Source organism: Acididesulfobacillus acetoxydans (assembly GCF_902729405.1).
Classification (GTDB): domain Bacteria; phylum Bacillota; class Desulfitobacteriia; order Desulfitobacteriales; family Desulfitobacteriaceae; genus Acididesulfobacillus; species Acididesulfobacillus acetoxydans.
The window spans coordinates 3303910-3324635 of sequence record NZ_LR746496.1 but is presented as its reverse complement, the minus strand read 5'-3'; the positions used below and the strand labels follow the sequence as shown (position 1 = coordinate 3324635).

Genomic DNA, 20726 nt, shown 5'->3' with positions numbered 1-20726 from the left:
GTTATTCGCGTTTTTGGCTGCGATTCTCAGGGATGACCAAATTATCCTCGCGAGGAGGGATTCGTATGGATGAAGAACCGACCAAGGAGGGACGAAAAAAGGAGAGAAAGCCAGACGGAAGCTCGGAGCAGGCGACGGCAGGGAACAGGGGGACAAAACCTGGACAAGATGGAGGGCGAAAGCGCGAGGGTGAACGGATTTCCTTCCTGCGCCGGCAGATAGAAGAGGCGAATAGGAATTACTACGGACTGGATCGACCGACTCTGACCGATGCCGAATATGACTCTTTAATGGGTGAATTGCTGGAGTGGGAGCGCAAGTATCCGGAACTCGTGACGCCGGATTCCCCCAGCCAGCGCGTGGGGGGCCATGTGGCTAAGGAGTTCAACAAGGTGAGGCATGTCGAACCTCTGCTTAGCCTGGACAATGCCTTCGACGCGGGGGACTTGCGCGAGTTCGACCGGCGGGTGCGGTCCGTGGCCCCGGATGCGGAATATGTTGTGGAACTGAAAATTGACGGGTTAACAGTGGCCATATCCTATGAAAATGGGCTTTTGCTCAGGGGAGCGACGCGCGGGGACGGAGAAGTCGGCGAAGACATCACGGCTAACGTTAAGACGATTTCTTCTCTTCCCCTGCGCTTGCCGGAAAAGATCCTGCGTCTGGATGTGCGTGGGGAAGGTTATATGCCCAAAGCCTCATTTCTCAGATTGAATCAGGAGCGCGAGGAGGAGGGACAAACCACCTTTGCGAATCCCCGGAACGCGGCCGCGGGTTCTTTGAGACAATTAAATTCGGCCGTCACCGCCCAACGCAAACTGGGCTTTTTCGCATACCAGATGCTGGGAGAAGGGGTCGGGCAGGTTGAGACTCAGAGCGGAGTCTTGGCGTATTTGCAGAGGCTCGGTTTTTCCGTCAATCCGGAGTTCCGCATTTTTCGGGATATTGAGGGAGTCGTCCGCTACTGCGGGGAGATGGCGGAACGGAGACATCAGCTCGCCTATGACATTGACGGGTTGGTCATCAAGGTCAATAGCCTGGACCAGCAGAGAAACCTTGGCTTTACTTCCAAGAGCCCCCGTTGGGCTATCGCCTTTAAGTTTCCGGCTGAGCAAGTGGAAAGTGTAGTGGAGGATATCGTGGTTAGGGTCGGGCGCACGGGGGTACTGACGCCCACCGCTTGCCTGACGCCCGTGGCAGTGGCGGGTTCGACCGTGAGTAAGGCGACTTTGCACAATGCGGATTATATTGGGGAGAAAGACATCCGGATTGGGGATCATGTCTTACTTCAGAAGGCGGGGGATGTCATTCCGGAAGTGGTCACAGTCCTGGCCGAAAAGAGGTCAGGTGCTGAGCGCGAGTTCGTGATGCCCGGCACCTGCCCGGCCTGCGGCGGTCCGGTCAGCCGGGAGGAGGGAGAGGTGGCTTACCGTTGCACCAGTATCCGTTGCCCGGCGAGGCAGCGGGAGGCGGTGATTCACTTTGTTTCCCGGGACGCGATGAATGTCGACGGCCTGGGGCCGGCTTTGGTGGCGCAGTTGCTGGAGACGGGTCTGATCAAGGACGCCGCTGACCTCTTCACCCTGAAGTTTGAACAGCTTTTGGAGTTGGAACGCATGGGCCGCAAGTCGGCGGAGAATTTGCTTCAGGCCATTGAAAAAAGCAAAGAACGCGGGTTAGCGCCTCTCCTGTTCGCCTTGGGAATTCACCACGTGGGCGCGAAGGCCGGCCGGGTGCTGGCTCAGACCTTTACTTCTCTGGAACGGCTGGAAGGCGCCACCCAGGAAGAACTGCAAGAGATTCCGGATATCGGTCCGGTGATGGCCAGAAGCATCAGGCAGTTTTTCACCTTAGAGAGTACCGGTGAGTTTCTGACCAAACTTCGGCTAGCCGGCGTAAAAACAACTTCAGACACGGGCAGCCGGCAGCCGCTCCTCGCAGGTCAGACGATTGTTGTCACGGGCAGCCTCAAGCGCTGGGATCGCCGCGGAATCGAAGCCTTGATCGAAGAGATGGGCGCAAGAGCGGCAGGAAGCGTCAGCAAGAAAACGAGTCTGGTGGTAGCCGGAGAGAAGGCAGGGTCCAAGCTGGAGCAGGCCAGGGCGCTCGGTATCCCCGTCATGGATGAAGACGAATTTTCCCGGTGGTTGGCCGGAAGGGCCAAGGAAACAGCGCCCTCAGAGGCGGCACAACCCGCTGGCTCGTAAGAGAGTCCCATCGGATTCGCCGCGCAAGGCAACCGGCGGTTTCACCGTGGGCCCTGCCTGCTGCCTTCGGATTCTGCGCGGGGAGCGAATCCTCCGTAACAGAGCCAATCCCCCGTCATGGGCACAACGTGTCATAGGGCGGAATGTCTGCGGTTCCCGGGAAGGCTGGAGTTTCCCCGCACTGGGCCGGATGCGTTAATCCGCCGGAACGCTTGAATGTGGGCGCAGCCGGGCCTGCGGCATCCCTAGGGTATAACGGGACCCGGCGGGAGCTAACGGCACCTCAACGACGGATGATCCGGGGGGCGGTCCGGTGAGCGAGTGTGCCGGAGACGGCTCGAACTTGCCGTACCTTGCCTGATTTGATATATTAGAGAAGTAATTCGGCACAAATGTGATGCGCGGGAGCGCAAATGAGTGGTTGATGGCGGTTGAAGGCAAAAGGGGTGGCGAAAGGGTGAAAATTTCACGGTCGGACGTTGAACATGTGGCTTTATTGGCCCGCTTGGAGCTTACGGAACCGGAGATTGAAATGTTCACGGAGCAGCTCAACTCCATTTTGGAATATGCGGCAGTTCTTGAGCAGTTGAATACCGACGGGGTTAGTCCTACGGCCCATGTCCTTCCTTTGCACAATGTGCTGCGGGAAGATGTGGTACGACCCTCCTTGGAACAGGAGAAAGCCCTGATGAACGCGCCGGATGCGGAGAACGGCTTCTTCCGCGTTCCCAGGATCGTCTGAGGCTTGGGAACCCGGTGACAAGGTCTCGTGAGGCGGAAGGAGTGCGGGTGATGGATATCACGGCCAAGACGGCGGTTGAAATGCATGATCTTTTGGTAGCTAAAGAAGTTAGCGCCGTGGAACTGACCAAGGCTTTCATTGAACGTATCCGGGCGGTGGAGGAGAAAGTCTCGGCTTATGTCTCTGTAAGTGAAGACCTAGCTCTGAAACAGGCCGGACAGGTCGACGCAAGAATTGCCAGGGGGGAGACTCCGGGTTCCCTGGAGGGAATCCCGATGGGGTTGAAAGATAACATTTGCACCAAGGGCATGAGAACGACCTGTTCTTCGAAAATGTTGGAGAATTTTGTTCCCCCTTTCGAGGCGACCGTTACGGAGCGGTTAAGAAAGGCGGGGACGATTTGTCTGGGTAAACTGAATATGGATGAGTTTGCCATGGGCTCCTCGACTGAGAATTCCCATTTCCGGTTCACCCGGAATCCCTGGGACCTTGCCTGCGTGCCTGGTGGCTCCTCCGGAGGACCCGCCGCAGCGGTGGCCGCAGATGAAGCAGCCTATTCCCTCGGTTCCGACACGGGAGGCTCTATTCGCCAGCCGGCTGCTTTCTGCGGGGTCGTCGGTTTGAAACCCACCTATGGGGCGGTATCGCGCTATGGGTTGATCGCCTACGCATCTTCCCTCGATCAGATCGGACCCGTCAGTAAGGATGTCCGGGATAATGCCCTGGTCATGAACTGTATCGCCGGCTATGATGCCAAGGATTCCACCTCGGTGAATTACGGCAAACCTGATTATACCCAGTTCCTGGTCGACGACATTCAAGGCTTGCGCATTGGTATCCCGCGCGAATACCTTGGTGACGGCACGGATCCCAGGGTGGCGGAGGTCATCCGTAAAGCAGTGGGGATTCTTCAGGACTTGGGAGCGCAAGTGGACGAATGTTCCCTGCCCCACACCGAGTACGCCATCCCTGCCTATTACCTCATCGCGACCGCGGAGTGCAGTTCGAATCTCGCTCGCTATGACGGAGTCGGTTTTGGCTACCGAGGGGGGGGGGCCGAAGACATTGTCGACATGGTTTCCAAAACCAGGGCGGAAGGATTCGGGCCGGAAGTCAAGCGCCGGATCATGCTGGGTACTTATGCGCTCAGTTCCGGTTATTATGATGCTTATTACCTCAAAGCCCAAAAAGTACGGACTTTGATCAAAGGAGACTTTGATCGGGCGTTCGCCGAATACGATGTCCTCCTTTCTCCCGTTGCCCCCACGCCGGCTTTCAAGTTCGGAGAAAAATCGTCCGACCCCCTGGCGATGTATTTGTCGGACGTGTGTACGGTGCCTGTCAATCTAGCCGGCATTCCAGCCATCACGCTTCCGGCCGGCTTTGCCGGGGTGCTGCCTGTCGGCCTGCATTTAATGGGTAAGGCATTTGACGAAGGAACGCTTTACCGGGTGGCCTACACCTTCGAACAAAACACGGAATTCCACAAAGCGAAACCCGATTTGGGGGTGGAGGTGAGAGCCGATGGCTTGGCAAGATAGATATGAGATGGTCTGCGGCGTTGAGACGCATGTGGAGCTGGCAACGAAAACAAAGATCTTTTGTGGCTGCAGCACGGAATTCGGCGGAGAACAGAATACCCATGTCTGTCCGGTTTGTCTGGGTATGCCCGGGGTTCTGCCGGTTTTGAACCGGGAGGTCGTCAACTTGGCCATTAAGGCGGGGTTGGCACTGAACTGCGAAATCGCGGAGTTTTCCAAGTTTGACAGGAAAAATTACTATTATCCGGACTTGCCCAAGAACTACCAAACTTCGCAATATGATTTGCCGATCTGTACTAAGGGTTGGGTGACGATCGAAACGGAGGAGAGAGTTAAAAAAATCGGAATCACGCGAGCTCATATGGAAGAAGACGCCGGTAAACTGGTTCACAGCGGGGAAACGATTATGAGTTCGGATGAATCATACGTCGATTATAACCGGACCGGGGTTCCCTTGCTGGAAATCGTTTCAGAACCGGATATGCGCTCTGTTCCGGAGGTGCTGGCCTATTTGGAGCAATTGGTGCAAATCCTCCAGTACACGGAGGTTTCCGATTGCCGGATGGAGCAAGGCTCAGTGCGTTTCGACATCAACGTCTCGCTCAGGCGGCTGGGTGCCGACGGGTTTGGCATCCGGACGGAAACCAAGAATCTGAACTCCTTCAGCTCGGTACGCCGTTGCCTTGAATACGAAACAGAACGTCAAGCCCAAGTGCTGAATGGCGGCGGACAGGTTATTCAGGAAACACGGACTTGGGACGAGGGCAAAGGGATTACCTTGGCCTTGCGTACCAAAGAGGAAGCGCACGATTATCGGTATTTTCCGGAACCGGATTTGGTCCCCCTCGTCATTGGCCGGGATTGGGTGGAGAGGATCAGAACCACCTTGCCGGAACTTCCCGCCGAGCGGCGGTTGCGCTACCTAGAACTGGGCCTGTCGGAATATGATGCCGGCGTCTTGGTTGCAGCCAAACCTCTGGCAGATTTCTTTGACCGGGCGCTTATCCGCTTTGATCAAGCCAAGGTTTTGGTCAATTGGGTTACCGGCGATTTTCTGCGTTTACTGAATGCGAACCAGCAGAGTGCAGCCGAATCCCGCCTTTCACCTGAACAGTTCGCCGAACTCATGGGCTTGATCGACCAAGGGGTAATCAGCGGCAAGATTGGCAAAAATGTTCTTGAGGAGATGTATCTCACGGGTAAAGATCCGTCTCTCATCGTCAAGGAAAAGAACCTGGCCCAGATCAGTGATGAGGGAACCTTGCTCCGAATTGTGGACGAAGTACTGGCTGCCCATCCGCAGTCAGTGGAGGATTTCCGGGCGGGTAAGGAAAAGGCCATCGGATTTCTGGTGGGCCGGGTGATGAAGGCTACTAAAGGTCAGGGTAATCCCGGATTGGTAAACCGCCTGCTCAGGGAGAAAATGACTTGACGCAGATATCCTGACGCTCGCGACGATTCAACGGACTGTACTAATATACAGGGGAAAATTTGTTCAAGTATACTGTATAAGTGATAAAGTCCTGTTCAAACCGACAGGGCTTTGTGCTAGTATTAAAGTCTATAGGAACAAATGAGATAAGTTAAGCCAGCGGATCCGGCGGAGGTCCCGCGAAGTCCTTCAGGGAGGGAGTCAGATAAGGCCGAGCCAAGAATCCTGTTGTAAGGACCTTTGCAGAGAGTGAAGCCGGCGCCGGTTTGAGCCTGGCTTCTACAAGGTTCCAATTCTTAAAACCTTGCTATAGAGTTTCCTGCCGCCCAGAGCGGTGGCGGGAGTCAAGGCAATGCGGGAAACCGGTTGAGAATATGCCGTCGGGCAGCCGGGAATAGGATGGGATAGGACAGGCTGCAGTGCGTCTCTCTAAGGGGCTTTGGCAAGGAGGGGCCGGCGAAGGAGATCCAAGACGGGTTCTCTCACCGTTAATAGCGCCGGTCAGGAAAGGGGAAGTTCAAGTGAGTCAAGATTTAAAGATCGTGGATACGACTTTACGGGATGGAGAGCAAACGGCCGGTGTTGTATTTTCTAACCAGGAAAAATTACGCATCGCCCGCCTTTTGGATGAACTTGGGGTAGATCAGATTGAGGCGGGCATCCCTGTCATGGGTGGAGATGAACAGCGAGCCATCCGGGACATCGTCAATATGGGTTTGAAGGCCAGCATTATGGGGTGGAACCGGGCGGTTATCAGTGATATTGAGAGCTCTTTGGCCTGCGGCGTGGATGCGGTCGCTATCTCCATTTCCACTTCGGATATTCACATTGAGCATAAGCTTATGACCACGCGCGGAGCCGTCTTGGAGCGTATGGTCAAGGCGACGGAATTTGCCAAAGGCCAGGGAGTCTACATTTCGGTGAATGCGGAAGACGCATCCCGAACAGAGATGGATTTCCTGGTTGAATTTGCTCGCGAGGCCAAAAGAGCCGGGGCAGATCGCATCCGTTACTGTGACACGGTAGGAATTAATGATCCGTTCACGACCTATGAGAGGATTAAAACTTTGATCGAACGGGTCGGGATTGATGTGGAAATGCATACCCATAATGATTTCGGCATGGCCACTGCCAATGCTCTGGCCGGGGTCAAGGCGGGGGCCAGCCATGTGGGAGTGACTGTGAACGGCTTGGGGGAACGCGCCGGAAACGCCGCTCTGGAGGAAGTGGTGATGGCTCTTAAGGTTCTTTGGGAGGCTGACTTGAATTTTGCGACGACCCGATTCAGGGAGGTGTCGGAATACGTTGCCCGTGCTTCCGGCCGGCAGCTGCCTGTGTGGAAGGCGATCGTAGGGACCAATATGTTTGCGCATGAGTCGGGAATTCACGCGGACGGCGCCTTGAAAAATCCGTTGACTTATGAGGTGTTCAAGCCTGAAGATGTGGGCCTCGAACGCCAGATCGTAATCGGCAAACATTCAGGTACCGCAGCTATCAAAGCGAAATTCAGCGAATACGGCAAAGAGATCAGCGATGAAGAGGCGGAGGAACTCCTGAAGAGGGTCAGGGCCATGGCGGTTGATATGAAACGCTCTTTGTTTGACAAGGAACTGGTTTACATTTTCGAAGATATGGTGGCTCAACGATAATGCATGGTTCTCAGACTGCTTTACGGTTCTGCGGTTGCTAGAGATTAGGGTGCAAAGTCTGCTAAATCTACGAACTTCAGAGACGTGCCGCCGTACAGGTCGGTGGATGCCGGCTCTGTGGCAGGTAAGCGCTGCGGTCCAGTGATCCATAAGCAGCATGGTTCTACGGTCTGCGGTCGTCGGTTTAGCCGCACTGGGTTCTGCGGTTTCCGGTTACAAAACTTTGGATCAGCCTGATGTGAAAGGTGTGTCGGAAAGAAAGGAGTTGTGTTATGTTCTCTGGCGAATACCGGAGGAAATGCGTGTCGGCAGACACGGCCGTCAAGGCGGTGAAGAGCGGCGATTGGATCGAATTTGGCTGGGCCGCCAGTATGCCCAAACTTCTGGATGAGGCCCTAGCCAGACGTCGGGACGAACTGACGGATGTGAAGCTGAGAGGTGCGGTTTTGACCGCTCCCCTCGCCATTTTGGAAAGTGACCCCGAAGCTCGCCACTTCTTATGGAACAGCTGGCACTACAGCGGTCTTGAACGCCAATACGGACAGAAAGGCCAAGCTTACTACATTCCCATTAAGTATTCCCAGGTTCCGCGTTACATACGGGAAAACCTGCGCACAGACGTGGCGATGATTCAAGTGGCACCCATGGATCGGCACGGTTATTTTAATTTCGGCGTGACGATTTCGCATTTTGCGGCTGCGGCTGAGAAAGCGCAGACTGTGATCGTGGAAGTTAACGAAGACATGCCTCAGGTTCAGGGCGGGTATGACCATGTCGTTCACATTTCCCAGGTGGACTATATTGTCGAAGGAGGTCACCTGGGTCTGCCTGTGCTGCCGACTCCGCCGGTAAGCGATATTGACCGGCAGATTGCCGGACAAATACTTCCGGATATTGAGGACGGAGCCTGCGTGCAGTTGGGTATCGGGGGCATGCCCAATGCCTTGGGAAAAATGATTGCCCAGTCTGACCTGCGTGACCTCGGGGTACATAGCGAGATGCTTGTGGATGCCTTTGCCGATATGGTGGAGGCGGGCCGGGTTAACGGCAGACGCAAACAGATCGACAGGGGACGGGTGACATTCTCATTTGCGGCGGGTTCCCAACGGTTGTATGATTTTATGAAGGATAACCCTGTCCTGGCGGCCTACCCGGTGGATTACGTGAACCACCCCTGTGTGGCTTCGCGGAACGAGCGGGTCGTTTCGATCAACAGTGCACTGGAAGTGGACTTGGCCGGTCAGGTTTGCTCAGAGACTCTCGGACCGAACATGGTCTCCGGTTCGGGGGGGCAGTTGGATTTTGTGGAGGCCGCTTACCTGTCCAAGAACGGCAAGAGTTTCATTTGCTTGCCGGCTGCCTATCGCGACAAGGCAGGTCAGACACGGTCGAGAATCAAGCCCCTCATGACTTACGGAGCCGTCATCACCGATACGAGGGCGAGTGTACAGTATATTGTGACAGAGTACGGCAAGGTTAATCTGAAGGGACTGGCGAGCTGGCAGCGCGCCGAGGCCTTGATTGGCATTGCGCATCCCGACTTCCGGGATGAGTTGATTCAAGAGGCTGAGAAGATGGGAATCTGGCGCAACAGCCAAAAGCGGTAAGAGAAGGGCGTCAGGATGGGAAGGGGTGGTTCTTTGGCCAGTTCAAGAGTGTTGGCTGACCGGGATGCCGAAAGGAGGACACGGCCTTTGCAGTCCCGGCGAAGCCGGAAGCGGCCGGGCCGCGATTATTGTGAAAGAAAAGAGCTTTGAGACGGCAAGTGATAAGGAGCGGCTGCCTCTGCGCCGTCCCTCATGGAATCTTTGGCAGGCCCTAATGCTCATCGCCGTAGTTAGTCTGATTGAATGGCCTCTCGGTTTGTTGAACACTCCCCAAGACCTGACGGCTGTGGCGGGGATCGTGCATTTTGCCGCCGTCGACATCATGGACGGGGTTCTCTATGCCGGAGCCCTGGTTTTCCTTTTCCGGCGTTTGCATCGGCCCTTGCGCGATCTGGGGTTTGTCCGGCCCAAGGCGGCCTATGTCCTCTGGGGTTTAGTTGTGGGAGTCCTCCTCTTTCTCATTATCGGTCTGATAGGGACTATTCTCACACGCTGGGCCGGAACTCCGGTGCCGCAGAGCTTTGCGGTCGCCGCGCAAAGCGCAAAGTATCCCTGGGAGTTTTATCTGCTTCTCTTATTGGGGGGAATTATCGCTCCCCTGAAAGAGGAAACGATATTCCGCGGGTTGTTTTATCCTCCCTTGCGCCAAGATTATGGCCGGGGCCAAGCGATGATATTTACCGCGGCGTTGTTTGCTGTGCTGCATTTGGATCTGGTGCGTTTTTTGCCCCTTTTTCTCGGCGGCCTGGTCCTGGTCTGGCTTTTCGAAAAGACGGAAAGCCTGTGGCCGTCTATTTTGGCCCACGGCACCTGGAATATCTTAATGGCGCTTGCACTGTGGCTGCAGCGCTAGAACACTTGTGCTTCGGTAAGCAGGCCGCTTGAGCCGGGCTTCAAAGTGCGGTAACAAAGTGCGTTAACAGGGAAAGAGGGCTTCGCCGATCGTATAAAGGTTGGGCCTATGTGCTGATCATATAAAGGTTAGCATATCTTGAGTAAGGCATACGCGGCAATTGGCAACAGTGTTAGCAACGATATGTACTAACTTTTCTCTGTCTCGTGACGACATATGTTAATCAGCGGCGCATGTCTTTGCAGATCAAAATGGAACCCTATACGTCTCGTGACGACATGTGTGGTAATCAGCGTGTGACGCCGGCAGATGGAATCGCCGCTATACTTTGGCGGGAATAAGTGTACCTTCGGCTCCTCTGGGGTCTGGGGCCGGCGAATTCGCGGTTATTATAGTGACTTGGGCGGTAATGGCGGTAATTTGAAAGAAAGGCTGCGCTGTTCATATATGAGAGAAACTGGAGAAGAGAGTCAGGAAGAAACACAGGAAAGAACTCAGGAGAAGTCTCAGGAAAGAACTCAGCAAAGAACTCAGGAAGAAGCTCACCCGAGAACTCAAGGACAGACCTACGGAAGAACTCACGCACAAACCGAAGAAGGCTTTCGCTATGGGAGCGATATAGGGGCCGGCGATGGAATTCTGGAAGGAACTTACGAAAGTTCACGGGAAGACATTCGAGAACACATTCGGGAAGAAACCCGCCCCAACACTCAGGCGGGGATTCGAGCCGAAACTCGAGCAGAAGCTCGAAAAGAAACACAACAAGAAGCGGCTCGGGACGAAACCGGAGCTTCTATTCGAGTGGAAAGTCAAGGAGGGGCTCAGGGGGAGGACCGGGAAAAAGCTCAAAGACGAATTCAAGAAAGCAACGAGAGACAAACTCGGGTTGAAACCCAAAAAGCGTGTTCAGTGGAATGTGTTCGCTTAGCTTCCGACGGTGCCGGGGTAGGCTATGTCCGGGGCCTGGTCACTTTTGTTCCAGGACTGCTTCGAGGCGAAACCGGCCTTGTCCATATCGAAGAACGGAAAAAGCGTTTTCAACGGGGTAAGCTGGTGAAGCTGATACAACCTGCAGCAGTTCGCCAAGACCCACCTTGCCCGGTGTTTCGAGTGTGTGGCGGGTGCCAATTGCAGCATATGAACTATGCAGAAACCTTATTGTGGAAAAATCTCTGGGTCCAAGATGCCTTGGAAAGGGTGGGGAAAGTTCGTGTACGGGTGGAACCCGTTCTTGGTATGGATTTTCCTTGGCGCTATCGCAATAAAGTCACTTTGCACCGCGGCAAGGCCTATGTTCCGGGTGGAGTGAACGAGCGATGCGAAATTGCGCAGCAAGGGAGAGGGCCGCAAGGGAATGGGCCACTGGCGGTTCTGGGGTATTATCAAAACCGGAGTCACGTTACGGTCCCTTTTCACGACTGTCTCCTTCTCAGTGAGCGCATGAATGCCTGGATTCACACGGTATCCGGGGTTATCGGCGGTTTCCCGGGGATAGAAGACATTATTCTGAGGGAGTCACGTGCGGGAGACGGGCTTTTGTTGATCAAGAACTCCATCTCAGGGAGGGACTCAGATTTCGCAGTGACAAGGACGTTCATTCCGGAGGTAGGAAGTGCCTGGGCGGTGCGGGCGGCGGATACACCGCTCCTTCTCTGGGGGCAGGAGATGATGGAGGTTTCTTTCCTGGGAGTTGACTTTAAAGTTTCTCCCTTGGCTTTTCTTCAGGTTAATTACAGCATGGCAGAAAAGCTCTATTCGTTGGTCCGGCAGTTTGCAGACCTGAGGGGGAAGGAGTGCGTTTGGGACCTATATTCAGGGGTCGGTACTTTGTCGCTGATAGTTGCCGGCGGCGCCCACGAGGTATATGGAATTGAGGAGAACCCCTTCGCGGTCGAAGATGCGCGGAGAAATGCCGATTTGAATGGCTTTGGACATGTGCACTTCCTTGGGGGCAAAGTAGAAAAGAACCTTCCCAGGCTGCCTCGAAAGCCGGACGTAGTCATTATGGATCCGCCTCGGGCCGGAGTCACCGCTGACGTCATTGATCACATCCTGCGCTGCCGCCCCGGCAAGATTATTTATGTCTCTTGTGATCCCGGAACCTTAGCTCGCGATCTGTCCCGACTCGTCCGGGGCGGGTACCAAGTGAGCTTGGTCCAGCCGGTTGACATGTTTCCGTGGACCAGGCATACAGAAGTTGTAGTGCTGTTGCAACGTGAAAGGTAACGCGCAACTCTCGCGGATATTTATTCAGGGAAAACCCATTTGCACCGATGTGGCGCAGGAACGCTTTCCAAACTGTCCAAAACACTTGGTCTATCCATTGAGGAACTGTTGGCACTGGAAACAGAGCCGGAAGAAAACACAGCCGCCGGGAAACCAAACATAAAAACTTACTTGGAAACCGGGCTGTCGGAGAGTGTCCAAAAAGCAATAAAAGACTATTTGCAAGGCGAAAAGGAGCAGGTGCTCGAATGGCATGACGGTCAAGCCCTCCGCCCTCGATCCGGAGATGGTCGGTGAAGTGCTGGGTGTGCTCAAAGAGATTGCGACCGAGGGAAACATGACCATGTTGCTCATCACGCACGAAATGGCTTTTAAGACAAAAGGACTTCCCAAGCTCGGAAAGCTTGGGAAGTCCTTTTTAAAGTGATTTACCAATTATTGCGACGTGACCGGAAGCAGTCACTGCAATAGACGGGCTTGTCACCAGTTGGTTGGAAAGGTACCATGGTTTCCTTTCCACACTCGGCGCAAACAGCCGGGAACATTTCACGTTGTTGGCGACTATATCCTCCACTATTGCCACGGCTTTGTTGCTTTCTTGCGGCACGACAGGAAGGGCAGCGACCGGGTTCATTGGTGAATCCTTTTTCAGCGAAGAATTCTTGTTCTGATGCGGAAAAAGTAAATTCTTCACCACAGTCTCTGCAAGTAAGGATTTTGTCTTCAAACATTTAAAAAACCTCCTAAATTTTCTACCCGCAGGTGTGGGACTTAAAACTTCCCATAGCCTTAGGCAATCAGAAGGTTTTCGTATATCCACATTTAACTAACGAGCTTTTAAAGTATAACAGAGTAAGGATGATATGTCAACAGGAAATGACACAGGAATTGACTGACAAAGATGGGTCTCGGTCTCCATCTATCGTATCTAGGATCTCTTGTTTGACCATGTCGAAAGTACCAAAATAGCCAAGCGGCCTTTCCAAGGCTTTAGTCTTGCAAACTTTATAAAATGGGCAAACCACGTGCCGTGCCTTACAAAGACTGTGGTTCGGTCTACGATGAGGGCTGGATGGACGATCTCTGCACGGAGAGGCGTTGCGAGGACGATTAGGCTGGCTGCGGCGGATCACAGCTCAGTGCAATGAGAGAGTCATGGGTTTGACGGGAGATACTGTACAAATTAAAGATGTTTATTCGCGATTTTTCAACGCTTCCAGCCCCGCAAAAAGCACCTGCAAGCCATATATAAATTGTTCGTCGAAATCGCTTGGGATGCTGAGAAACAACTTATCTTGCGGACATAGCATTTTATCGATTTCGTGCAGTTTATCCGGAGGCGTATTCTTGAAGCGGCATTCGTCCGCCACGAAAGAGAGGACATAATTGTTTAAGAGATTTGCAATAGTGGTCAGGGTTTGCTCCTTGACGCCCATTTTTAAAAGCGCCTTGGAAATGGCGCGGATAATTTCCATTCTGCGCGGTGTGTAGGGAATCGAATTTTCCAAGACAGGGACGGAATCCCTGGTCGAGAGAAGCATGGTGCGGTATGCTCTATAGCTGGCAATCAAATAGTCTTTAGGGTCATCCGATTCCTCCGGCATTTCATAGCGTGAACAGAGATATTCTGCAATTGCCCCGTACAAATCAAGTTTCCCGCTGAAGTGCCAATAGAGCGAAGCCGCTTTGATATTTAATTCTTTTGCAATAGCCCGCATGGATAGTCCTTCAATTCCGTTACGATTTAATATCTTTACGGAAGCTTCCACAATCGTTTCCTTAGAAATCGCCATTTTATCACCCCAAGAAGTCTCAGACGCCCTTGACACTAACACCGTTAGACCGTATACTTAACAGCATTAGGCTAACAGTGTTAGCGATATTATATTATCTCGGAACGGTTTGGAAGTCAACGCGGCAAGAGAAGGGAGTCAGGCCAATGTCTTTCATGAAGAAGGGTCGCCGCAAAAAGGATCTCGCCATTACCGGTCTAATGGCAAAGTGGTACGATAAGAACACCCGTAAGTCACGTCTTGCGGAAATGGGCTATATGGCCGACCTCGTCAGCCAAGCAGCGCCCGCCGGGGGAGAGATTTTGGAAATTGCTCCCGGGCCGGGTTACTTGTCAATCGAACTGGCTTCGCGGGGGTTTTCCGTTACGGGTGTGGAACTCAGCGGATTTTGTGGAAATCGAGAAGCAAAACGCCGGGGACAAGGGTGTGGGGGTCGATTTCAGACAAGGTAACGCCTCCGCGTTGCCGTTACGGGACGGGACCTTTGATTTCGTTATTTGTTCTGCCGCCTTTAAGAATTTCAGCAAGCCGTTGACGGCTATGCAGGAAATGTATCGCGTCCTCAAGCCCGGCGGAACCGCGCTCATTATTGACATGAATCGCAATTGCACGAAAGAGGATATCGAACAGGAAATAGAAAGAACCGGCATAAAAGGTTTTGACCGCTGGTTTGTCAAGCTGTCGTTTCAGACTGTTCTGCGCAGCGGCGCCTATACGGGCGAAGAACTGGAGGCACTGATCGCCGACACGGATTTCGCCGGCCACGAAATCAAAAAGGGCGGCATTGGCTTTCAGGTGTGGATGTATAAGAAATAGTCCGCCCTTTGAAGACGCAGGTAAGCCACTCTACGGCCCACCCGGGAATAACCCGGCCTGGGAATTCAGGGCGGAAGAAACGATGTGCTTACTTTTCCTAATAAAGCCTGGCCCGTTTCCACGGAAGGAAAACAACGCGGCGCGTAGAATGCTATTAAGGGGCAATGCTAGAGATAGGCTTCTGAAATATCATGTAGGGGGGTTACTTTATGTCGGTTTTAGATCAAGTGATTAGGGAACGGCGTTCAACCCGTCATTTTTCGGATGAGATTCCTTCCAAAGGTCTGATTGAATCGGTGATTGAGGCCGGACTGCTTGCCCCATTCGCTGCGGCCAGCAGTTCAAACAGATACGCCAGAAGATTTGTTGTGGTGTCCCGCGGTAACTCGGTGCTTTTGAAATTAGCGGACGTGGTCCAGAAACAAGCACAGAAAGCATTTGAAGAACTTTCCAGGCAGAGTGACGCAGTCCCGGAGTTCGGTGTGAAGGCCAAGAACTTCTTGGGAAGGTTAGAAATGACGATGAAGCAAGGGCCACTGGGTATCGGCTCAGCCCCTTATTACATTGTCGTCGCCGAACCCAAAGGTATACCGGAAGCTCAGATGCAGTCTATCGCTCATTGTATGCAAAACATGTGGCTCAAGGCTACTGAACTCGGCTTGGGATTTCAGCTTGTGTCGATCACAGGACAGATGGGCGATAATTCGGATTTCTGTAAACTTGTTAACCTGCCCGTTGGCGAGTACAAAATGGATGGTTGTGCGATTGGTTATCCTGCCTTGAATCTCCCGCCAAGACCGGAATATCCCAGTGTTTCTGAAATCACAACTTGGCTTTTATGACCACAATAAAGGGAGGGACCGAAATGTCATACATCGTAGATTTTAAAAATGTGTCTACGGTTGGTTTAGAGTCTTCCCCTGTAGCAGAGGCGCTGGCGGGTTTACGTGCTCATGAAGCCCGTTACTTTATGAACAAATACAAGCATGAATTTACGGTTGTACCAGCCGGGGAAAGCCCGGAGACCCTAGATTATGTAAACCAGATTTTGAAGAAAGAACGTGGTATTGAGTTTGCGACCAAGCCTTTGGAAACGTCGCGCTTTCAAGTAGAAAATATCAAAATGGCCTACGTTTTTTATGAGGATGGGCTTGAGATCAACGTCATGTATACGGTTGATGACCCCAAGAAGCGGGCTGTTGGCTTAAAGCTTTCTGAGGGGATGGGGGTACCCAAGGAGTTAGAAGGGAAGTTTAAGTTTGCTAGGCAATAGACATTGTTAATAACCCTTTCTTCATTAAGAGTTCCTCCTTATGATATCAACGATCCAGTCGCTTTAGGACAGGGAACATCAGGGTTTAGTGCCATCTGTTCCGCAATACCCTGAATGGCGCACCAATAGGCGATTGCCAGTGCGTGAGAATTACCCTGCCGGATTGTACCATTGGCCTGACCTTTTTGAATAAGCAAAGTTGTCGGCGTGTAGATGTCAAAACCCATTAACAATTCTTTAATACTAGGCGGCGCCGCTTCGTTATAGAACGCCTGGCTCATTAGGACAAACATTTTCGCGACAAACGGCTCGGTTCGGATGTAGTGAAAAATCTGTTCTGCGGTAACCCGAAAAAACTCTAGGGGTTCCCTTTCAGTGGGAGCCATGACACTCATTGGCACTGAAATGCCGAGGACTATCAGCGCTTCATACAGCTTTTCCTTAGATTCGAAGTAGTGGAATAGAAGACCCGTACTCATGCCGACACGTTCAGCAATATCGTTTATTTTTGTGGCGGCATATCCCTTGCGAATGAACAAATCAAGCCCGGCTGCCAGAATTTCTTCCCGCCGTTTTTCTTTTTGTCTCTCACGAATGCCCAAATGATTGAACCCCTATTCATTGAATTTATAATCAATAGTATAGACGCGGATTTCCCTGCTGTCGAGATACCTCTGGGTAAGATGGGTAAGATTTTATATGAGTTGGTACGGATGCTCGTGAGGGGCTTGTGGGTTAGGTGGACAGCGGTCAAACCTCGCCAAGCGGGGGTCCACAGTACATTGCCTCTCAGTGCAATCATCTCAGGAATATGGTATGATGAGAGCATTAACTATGGGATTAATGGTGACAAAGGAGGACAAAGGTCTTGACTCAACACAGCAGTACTAAAAAAGCAGTTTTTGAGTTGGTGCAGATCCTAGTCTTTGCTTTCGTATTGTCCTGGGGCCTTCGCAGTACAGTAGTAGAAGCAATGACGATTCCGTCAGGCTCGATGTTGCCGACAATTCAGTTGCAGGATAGGGTAATGGTGGATAAAATCGCTTACAAATTCTCGGGAATTAATCGACAAGATGTTATAGTTTTCCATCCACCCAAGGACGTTAATAACCCTACCGGCGACCTTTGGATTAAGAGAGTCATTGGTTTGCCGGGAGATACTGTGCAAATTAAAGACGGCAAGGTGTTTGTCAATGGCAAGGCCTTAAATGAGCCATATGAAATGGCAAAACCAGATTACGATTATGGCCCGATCAAGGTTCCGGCTGATTCATATTTTGTCTTGGGGGACAATCGCAATGACAGCCTAGACAGCCATATATGGGGTGTTTTACCGGCAAAAAATGTTGTAGGAAGGGCTATGTTCAAGTACTGGCCGCCAAATGATTTTGGAAGTCTGGCCAAATAGGGCACGTTTCTGACGAGGGCGACCCCATTCCGGAGGGAGCTATTACCACCATCGCAAAAATTCTCCGGCAGGGGTCCCCTGCCTGTTTACTTGACGGCGGATAGATCACGTCCTTTGGTTTCAGGCAAGGTCCAAATCAACAATCCGGCCAGGAGTGCGGCAAAGGCCGGCAGCGACAAGGCCAGGTTCCACCCGGCCGCGGACGAAATAATGAACGGATCCACGAGGTTGATACGGGGGTGAAAATCATCTTTACTTATAAAGAAGGGTTAGACTGTATCGACTGGCAACAGGTCTTTCTGCTTTATTCGACAATAAATTGCTAACCAGGAGTTTTGGAAGGGGAAACCTATGATTATTTTAGAAAAACCGTATGTTTCTGATTTTTTGCTGCAGACGGTGCGTGACCTGGGAGTCGCAGTTTTGGACAACAGTACCGCCAGGAGGTTGGGAGTATCTGATCGGCAACTGCGTGACGAAAAGACGTTCATCCAAGCGTTCGAACGGGGGACGGAATTCCCCCTATACATAAATTCCGAAGATGCCATCCCTTGGATTCATGCACACCTGGGGTTCAGCCGGCTGCCGGGCCGGCTCGATTTGTTCAAAGATAAAGCGAAATTTCGCGATTTGCTTAAGCCCCTGTACCCTGATTTCTGGTACAATGTTGTACTTGCTGAAGAACTTGCGGGGCTCGACATCAATGCGCTGCCTTTGCCCTTGATCCTCAAGCCGGTCACCGGTTTCTTAAGCTTGGGGGTATTTAAGATCAGCAACTCCCAAGAGTGGGCGGGAGCAATTGACGAAATCGACGGTCTTATCAAGAGAGTGCGCCGGCAGTATCCGGCGGAAGTGGTTAATTTCCGGAAGTTTCTCATTGAGAGGTATGTGCAAGGTGAGGAATATGCCATCGACGCCTATTTTAATGCCTCGGGCCGACCTGTAATTCTCAACATCCTGCAGCATGAGTTTGCCACCGCCGCGGATGTCCGTGACCGTCTCTATTACACCTCGAAAGGGATCATTCAAGGCAACCTGACTCGCTTTCAACACTTCCTGGATCGGATCGGTGAACTCACACCCCTTGAAAACTTGCCCCTGCACATCGAAGTGCGTGTGACGCCAACGGGAGAAATCTATCCGATTGAGTTTAACCCGATGCGCTTTGCCGGCTGGTGCACGACCGACATCGCCTCTTATGCTTATGGGATCAATGTTTACGAATACTTTTGGCAGGACAAGGAACCAAATTGGTCAGAGTGCCTAGACGGTAAGGAAGGCAAGGTCTATAGCATCGTCGTAGGGGACGTTCCCAAGGAGCAACGGCAGGAAGAAATGACTGGTATCGATTATGAGGGCTTCGCCTCGCGTTTTAGCAAAGTCTTGGCTCTTCGCAAGCTTGATTATCGCGAGTATGGGCTCTTTGCCTTTGCCTTTATTGAAACCGGTGAGAATCGGCGCCAAGAGCTGGACTGGGTACAACACACGGATTACCGCGAATTTATGATTCATAATGAGCCTCGGTTTGGCCAAAAGTAAGATACCGTGTTCTAGGAATATCTGGATGTAAAAGCGGCCAGGGTATGGAATGGAGTGGGGTCGAGTGGTAACCCTTGGCCGCCAAGCAAGGATTGTAAGACGTAACTCTCTGGGGTAAAATTATGTATGTAGTGGCGCGTAGGCATCAGGGTTGTATGAAGTTAAGGGACATTGAGCCTTTGACCGCTATTTGAGCACGCGCTAGTGACTGATTGACAGGGGTGCCGCATGAAGGGGGAGGGGGACATATCATGGGTGATTTTAGCGGACCCGAAGTTCATATTGATAAGAATGGGATATGGTATGCCGACGGGGTGGAGATGGTCAATGAGGAAATTATAAAGTTATTTGCGTCCCATCTTACAAAAGACGATTATGGCAAATATCAAATCAACTGGCGGAATCAATTATACCCTGTCAGTGTGGAGGACGCTCCTTTTTTTGTCCAATCGGTAAGCGAACAGGTTGGTCAGCCCATGATACAGCTCTATGACGGCAGGAAACTCCCCCTGCCCTTGGGTTGTATTGTCATGAAAGAGAATATCCCCTACATCTCATTATTCTGGCAGTATGACACCAAGTTGTCGCGTGCTTCCTATTGTGAGTTATGCAAAAACCTGATCGAGCGGGATGGACGTTACTTTATCAGATACGGAGACAATGAATGGCTCATTGAAGAAGTCGAAAGGGACAGGCTGGAGCGCTTTTAGGGTATTCGTCCGTACTAAACCAATTAGAGATGGTTCAGCCTCAAGGGATTGTAATCGCTGTCCGGCCCCTTCCATCGCATTTTCCCAACAGTGCCTTTGCCGATCTGAATGGCGGCTTAGAAAAGCCAGCCCGTCCGAGCCCGGCATGGTGACGTCGGCGTAACCGGAGATATGATATCCGCAGGATTTGAGGATATTCAAAGGCTAAAAAGGGATAGTGGTTATAGACATTGACGGTATCATTCAAAGCGCCCACTTCACGCCGAAGCTTGTTAAGGGAGGTTTTTGGTGACGAACCTGTCAGCCAGTGCATTCCGCCCTCGAACAAATAGCCCTTTCTTCGCCGGCTTGTGGAGGCGCCCGGGATGGTGTGGCTTTCATAAAGTGGCTGAATGTGTATTTTGGATCAGGAATATTTTTTCATCCTGCGGGAAGAGTAAGTGGAAGAACTGAAATGGGGGAACCCGGCAGCAGGTTAGGGAAAGAATCAAAGCACAAAAATGCAAGAGCGTAACAGTTTGCAGAGGTTATATTGGGTCGAGGGAGAATAGCCATGAAGGACTACTTTGACAATGCCGACGTGATCGAAAAGAATCTAAAGTATTTCATGGAACGGCACGAAGACATATATCAAGCTTATGAAACATATGGTCAGTTAGTACATGAAGAAGGCGGACCGCTCGACCAGAAGATATGCTGGCTCATTAAAGTGGCCTTATCCACGGGCTGCCAATACCCCTATGCTTTGAGAACGCATATTTTAAAGGCACTCAAGAGCGGCTGTACGCCGGAAGAGATTGAGCATGCGATTCTGCTGGTGGCTCCGACTGCGGGTTTTCCAAAGACTATGACAGGTCTTCTGGGTTTCCGGCAGGTGATGGAAGAGATGTCGCGGTTGTCACCATAACAATACCCCCTTTCTTGTTGCTT

At 52.1% G+C, this 20726-nt stretch carries 20 protein-coding genes and 2 pseudogenes; 19 read left to right on the top strand and 3 right to left on the bottom strand.

The window, feature by feature from the left end; all coding sequences use genetic code 11:
* Positions 1–65 precede the first annotated feature (65 nt).
* From ligA to MNU25_RS14775, 11 genes and pseudogenes are all read left to right on the top strand, one after another.
* Entirely contained in the window at positions 66–2207 is a 2142-nt protein-coding gene (gene ligA / locus MNU25_RS14820; RefSeq protein WP_240985772.1) for an NAD-dependent DNA ligase LigA, read from the top strand.
* Between the two features lie 457 nt (positions 2208–2664).
* Complete coding sequence (gatC, locus tag MNU25_RS14815; RefSeq protein ID WP_240985771.1) at positions 2665–2949, top strand: Asp-tRNA(Asn)/Glu-tRNA(Gln) amidotransferase subunit GatC; 285 nt, start codon at positions 2665–2667, stop codon at positions 2947–2949.
* A 50-nt stretch (positions 2950–2999) separates the two neighbouring features.
* The gene (gene gatA, locus MNU25_RS14810) at positions 3000–4490 is read left to right on the top strand and encodes an Asp-tRNA(Asn)/Glu-tRNA(Gln) amidotransferase subunit GatA (RefSeq protein ID WP_240985770.1); all 1491 of its coding nucleotides are present in this window, start codon (positions 3000–3002) and stop codon (positions 4488–4490) included.
* Entirely contained in the window at positions 4474–5922 is a 1449-nt protein-coding gene (gatB, locus tag MNU25_RS14805) for an Asp-tRNA(Asn)/Glu-tRNA(Gln) amidotransferase subunit GatB (RefSeq protein WP_240985769.1), read from the top strand. The genes gatA and gatB overlap by 17 nt, the downstream gene beginning before the upstream one ends.
* A 521-nt stretch (positions 5923–6443) precedes the next feature.
* Complete coding sequence (nifV, locus tag MNU25_RS14800) at positions 6444–7571, top strand: homocitrate synthase (RefSeq protein ID WP_240985768.1); 1128 nt, start codon at positions 6444–6446, stop codon at positions 7569–7571.
* Positions 7572–7843: 272 nt separating this feature from the next.
* Positions 7844–9178 (top strand): acetyl-CoA hydrolase/transferase family protein, encoded by a 1335-nt coding sequence (locus tag MNU25_RS14795; protein ID WP_240985767.1) that lies wholly within the window; start codon positions 7844–7846, stop codon positions 9176–9178.
* A 25-nt stretch (positions 9179–9203) separates the two neighbouring features.
* A complete protein-coding gene (locus tag MNU25_RS14790; protein ID WP_240985766.1) occupies positions 9204–10031 on the top strand; it encodes a CPBP family intramembrane glutamic endopeptidase in 828 nt (275 codons plus the stop codon).
* A 631-nt stretch (positions 10032–10662) separates the two neighbouring features.
* Positions 10663–10959 carry a hypothetical protein gene (locus MNU25_RS14785; RefSeq protein WP_240985765.1) on the top strand — a complete coding sequence of 99 codons (297 nt, stop codon included), beginning with the start codon at positions 10663–10665 and terminating at the stop codon, positions 10957–10959.
* A 209-nt stretch (positions 10960–11168) separates the two neighbouring features.
* A complete protein-coding gene (gene rlmD, locus MNU25_RS14780) occupies positions 11169–12257 on the top strand; it encodes a 23S rRNA (uracil(1939)-C(5))-methyltransferase RlmD (protein ID WP_240985764.1) in 1089 nt (362 codons plus the stop codon).
* A gap of 3 nt (positions 12258–12260) precedes the next feature.
* Positions 12261–12503: pseudogene (locus MNU25_RS20345) on the top strand (helix-turn-helix domain-containing protein); the annotation flags it as partial.
* A gap of 22 nt (positions 12504–12525) precedes the next feature.
* Positions 12526–12630 (top strand): annotated as a pseudogene (locus MNU25_RS14775) (ectoine/hydroxyectoine ABC transporter ATP-binding protein EhuA); the annotation flags it as partial.
* A 55-nt stretch (positions 12631–12685) separates the two neighbouring features.
* Here MNU25_RS14775 and MNU25_RS14770 read toward each other — a convergent pair.
* Entirely contained in the window at positions 12686–12988 is a 303-nt protein-coding gene (locus tag MNU25_RS14770) for a zinc-ribbon domain containing protein (RefSeq protein ID WP_240985763.1), read from the bottom strand.
* A 462-nt stretch (positions 12989–13450) separates the two neighbouring features.
* Entirely contained in the window at positions 13451–14050 is a 600-nt protein-coding gene (locus MNU25_RS14765; RefSeq protein WP_240985762.1) for a TetR/AcrR family transcriptional regulator, read from the bottom strand.
* A gap of 146 nt (positions 14051–14196) precedes the next feature.
* Here MNU25_RS14765 and MNU25_RS14760 point away from each other — a divergent pair, with 146 nt between their 5' ends.
* From MNU25_RS14760 to MNU25_RS14745, 4 genes are all read left to right on the top strand, one after another.
* Entirely contained in the window at positions 14197–14502 is a 306-nt protein-coding gene (locus tag MNU25_RS14760; protein ID WP_240985761.1) for a class I SAM-dependent methyltransferase, read from the top strand.
* Positions 14420–14866: a class I SAM-dependent methyltransferase gene (locus tag MNU25_RS14755; protein WP_240985760.1), complete on the top strand. Its 447-nt coding sequence runs from the start codon at positions 14420–14422 to the stop codon at positions 14864–14866. The genes MNU25_RS14760 and MNU25_RS14755 overlap by 83 nt, the downstream gene beginning before the upstream one ends.
* Before the next feature lie 209 nt (positions 14867–15075).
* Entirely contained in the window at positions 15076–15708 is a 633-nt protein-coding gene (locus MNU25_RS14750) for a nitroreductase family protein (protein ID WP_240985759.1), read from the top strand.
* Between the two features lie 23 nt (positions 15709–15731).
* On the top strand, positions 15732–16139 hold the full coding sequence (locus MNU25_RS14745) for a phage tail protein (protein ID WP_240985758.1): 408 nt from the start codon (positions 15732–15734) through the stop codon (positions 16137–16139).
* A 38-nt stretch (positions 16140–16177) separates the two neighbouring features.
* Here MNU25_RS14745 and MNU25_RS14740 read toward each other — a convergent pair whose 3' ends face one another.
* Complete coding sequence (locus tag MNU25_RS14740; protein ID WP_240985757.1) at positions 16178–16741, bottom strand: TetR/AcrR family transcriptional regulator; 564 nt, start codon at positions 16739–16741, stop codon at positions 16178–16180.
* Positions 16742–17007: 266 nt separating this feature from the next.
* Here MNU25_RS14740 and lepB point away from each other — a divergent pair, with 266 nt between their 5' ends.
* From lepB to MNU25_RS14720, 4 genes are all read left to right on the top strand, one after another.
* Positions 17008–17547 carry a signal peptidase I gene (gene lepB / locus MNU25_RS14735; RefSeq protein WP_240985756.1) on the top strand — a complete coding sequence of 180 codons (540 nt, stop codon included), beginning with the start codon at positions 17008–17010 and terminating at the stop codon, positions 17545–17547.
* A gap of 351 nt (positions 17548–17898) precedes the next feature.
* A complete protein-coding gene (locus MNU25_RS14730) occupies positions 17899–19086 on the top strand; it encodes an ATP-grasp domain-containing protein (protein ID WP_240985755.1) in 1188 nt (395 codons plus the stop codon).
* A gap of 251 nt (positions 19087–19337) precedes the next feature.
* A complete protein-coding gene (locus MNU25_RS14725; protein ID WP_240985754.1) occupies positions 19338–19796 on the top strand; it encodes a DUF1285 domain-containing protein in 459 nt (152 codons plus the stop codon).
* Positions 19797–20349: 553 nt separating this feature from the next.
* Positions 20350–20703: a carboxymuconolactone decarboxylase family protein gene (locus tag MNU25_RS14720; protein WP_240985753.1), complete on the top strand. Its 354-nt coding sequence runs from the start codon at positions 20350–20352 to the stop codon at positions 20701–20703.
* Positions 20704–20726: the final 23 nt, after the last annotated feature.

Excerpts from the sequence above, each read along its gene's own strand:
- ligA (WP_240985772.1), top strand. The coding sequence starts at position 66 with ATGGATGAAGAACCGACCAAGGAGGGACGAAAAAAGGAGAGAAAGCCA.
- gatA (WP_240985770.1), top strand. The coding sequence starts at position 3,000 with ATGGATATCACGGCCAAGACGGCGGTTGAAATGCATGATCTTTTGGTA.
- gatB (WP_240985769.1), top strand. The coding sequence starts at position 4,474 with ATGGCTTGGCAAGATAGATATGAGATGGTCTGCGGCGTTGAGACGCAT.
- MNU25_RS14795 (WP_240985767.1), top strand. The coding sequence starts at position 7,844 with ATGTTCTCTGGCGAATACCGGAGGAAATGCGTGTCGGCAGACACGGCC.
- MNU25_RS14785 (WP_240985765.1), top strand. The coding sequence starts at position 10,663 with ATGGAATTCTGGAAGGAACTTACGAAAGTTCACGGGAAGACATTCGAG.
- rlmD (WP_240985764.1), top strand. The coding sequence starts at position 11,169 with ATGAACTATGCAGAAACCTTATTGTGGAAAAATCTCTGGGTCCAAGAT.
- MNU25_RS14770 (WP_240985763.1), bottom strand. The coding sequence starts at position 12,988 with ATGTTTGAAGACAAAATCCTTACTTGCAGAGACTGTGGTGAAGAATTT.
- MNU25_RS14765 (WP_240985762.1), bottom strand. The coding sequence starts at position 14,050 with ATGGCGATTTCTAAGGAAACGATTGTGGAAGCTTCCGTAAAGATATTA.
- MNU25_RS14760 (WP_240985761.1), top strand. The coding sequence starts at position 14,197 with ATGTCTTTCATGAAGAAGGGTCGCCGCAAAAAGGATCTCGCCATTACC.
- MNU25_RS14750 (WP_240985759.1), top strand. The coding sequence starts at position 15,076 with ATGTCGGTTTTAGATCAAGTGATTAGGGAACGGCGTTCAACCCGTCAT.
- MNU25_RS14745 (WP_240985758.1), top strand. The coding sequence starts at position 15,732 with ATGTCATACATCGTAGATTTTAAAAATGTGTCTACGGTTGGTTTAGAG.
- MNU25_RS14730 (WP_240985755.1), top strand. The coding sequence starts at position 17,899 with ATGATTATTTTAGAAAAACCGTATGTTTCTGATTTTTTGCTGCAGACG.
- MNU25_RS14725 (WP_240985754.1), top strand. The coding sequence starts at position 19,338 with ATGGGTGATTTTAGCGGACCCGAAGTTCATATTGATAAGAATGGGATA.
- MNU25_RS14720 (WP_240985753.1), top strand. The coding sequence starts at position 20,350 with ATGAAGGACTACTTTGACAATGCCGACGTGATCGAAAAGAATCTAAAG.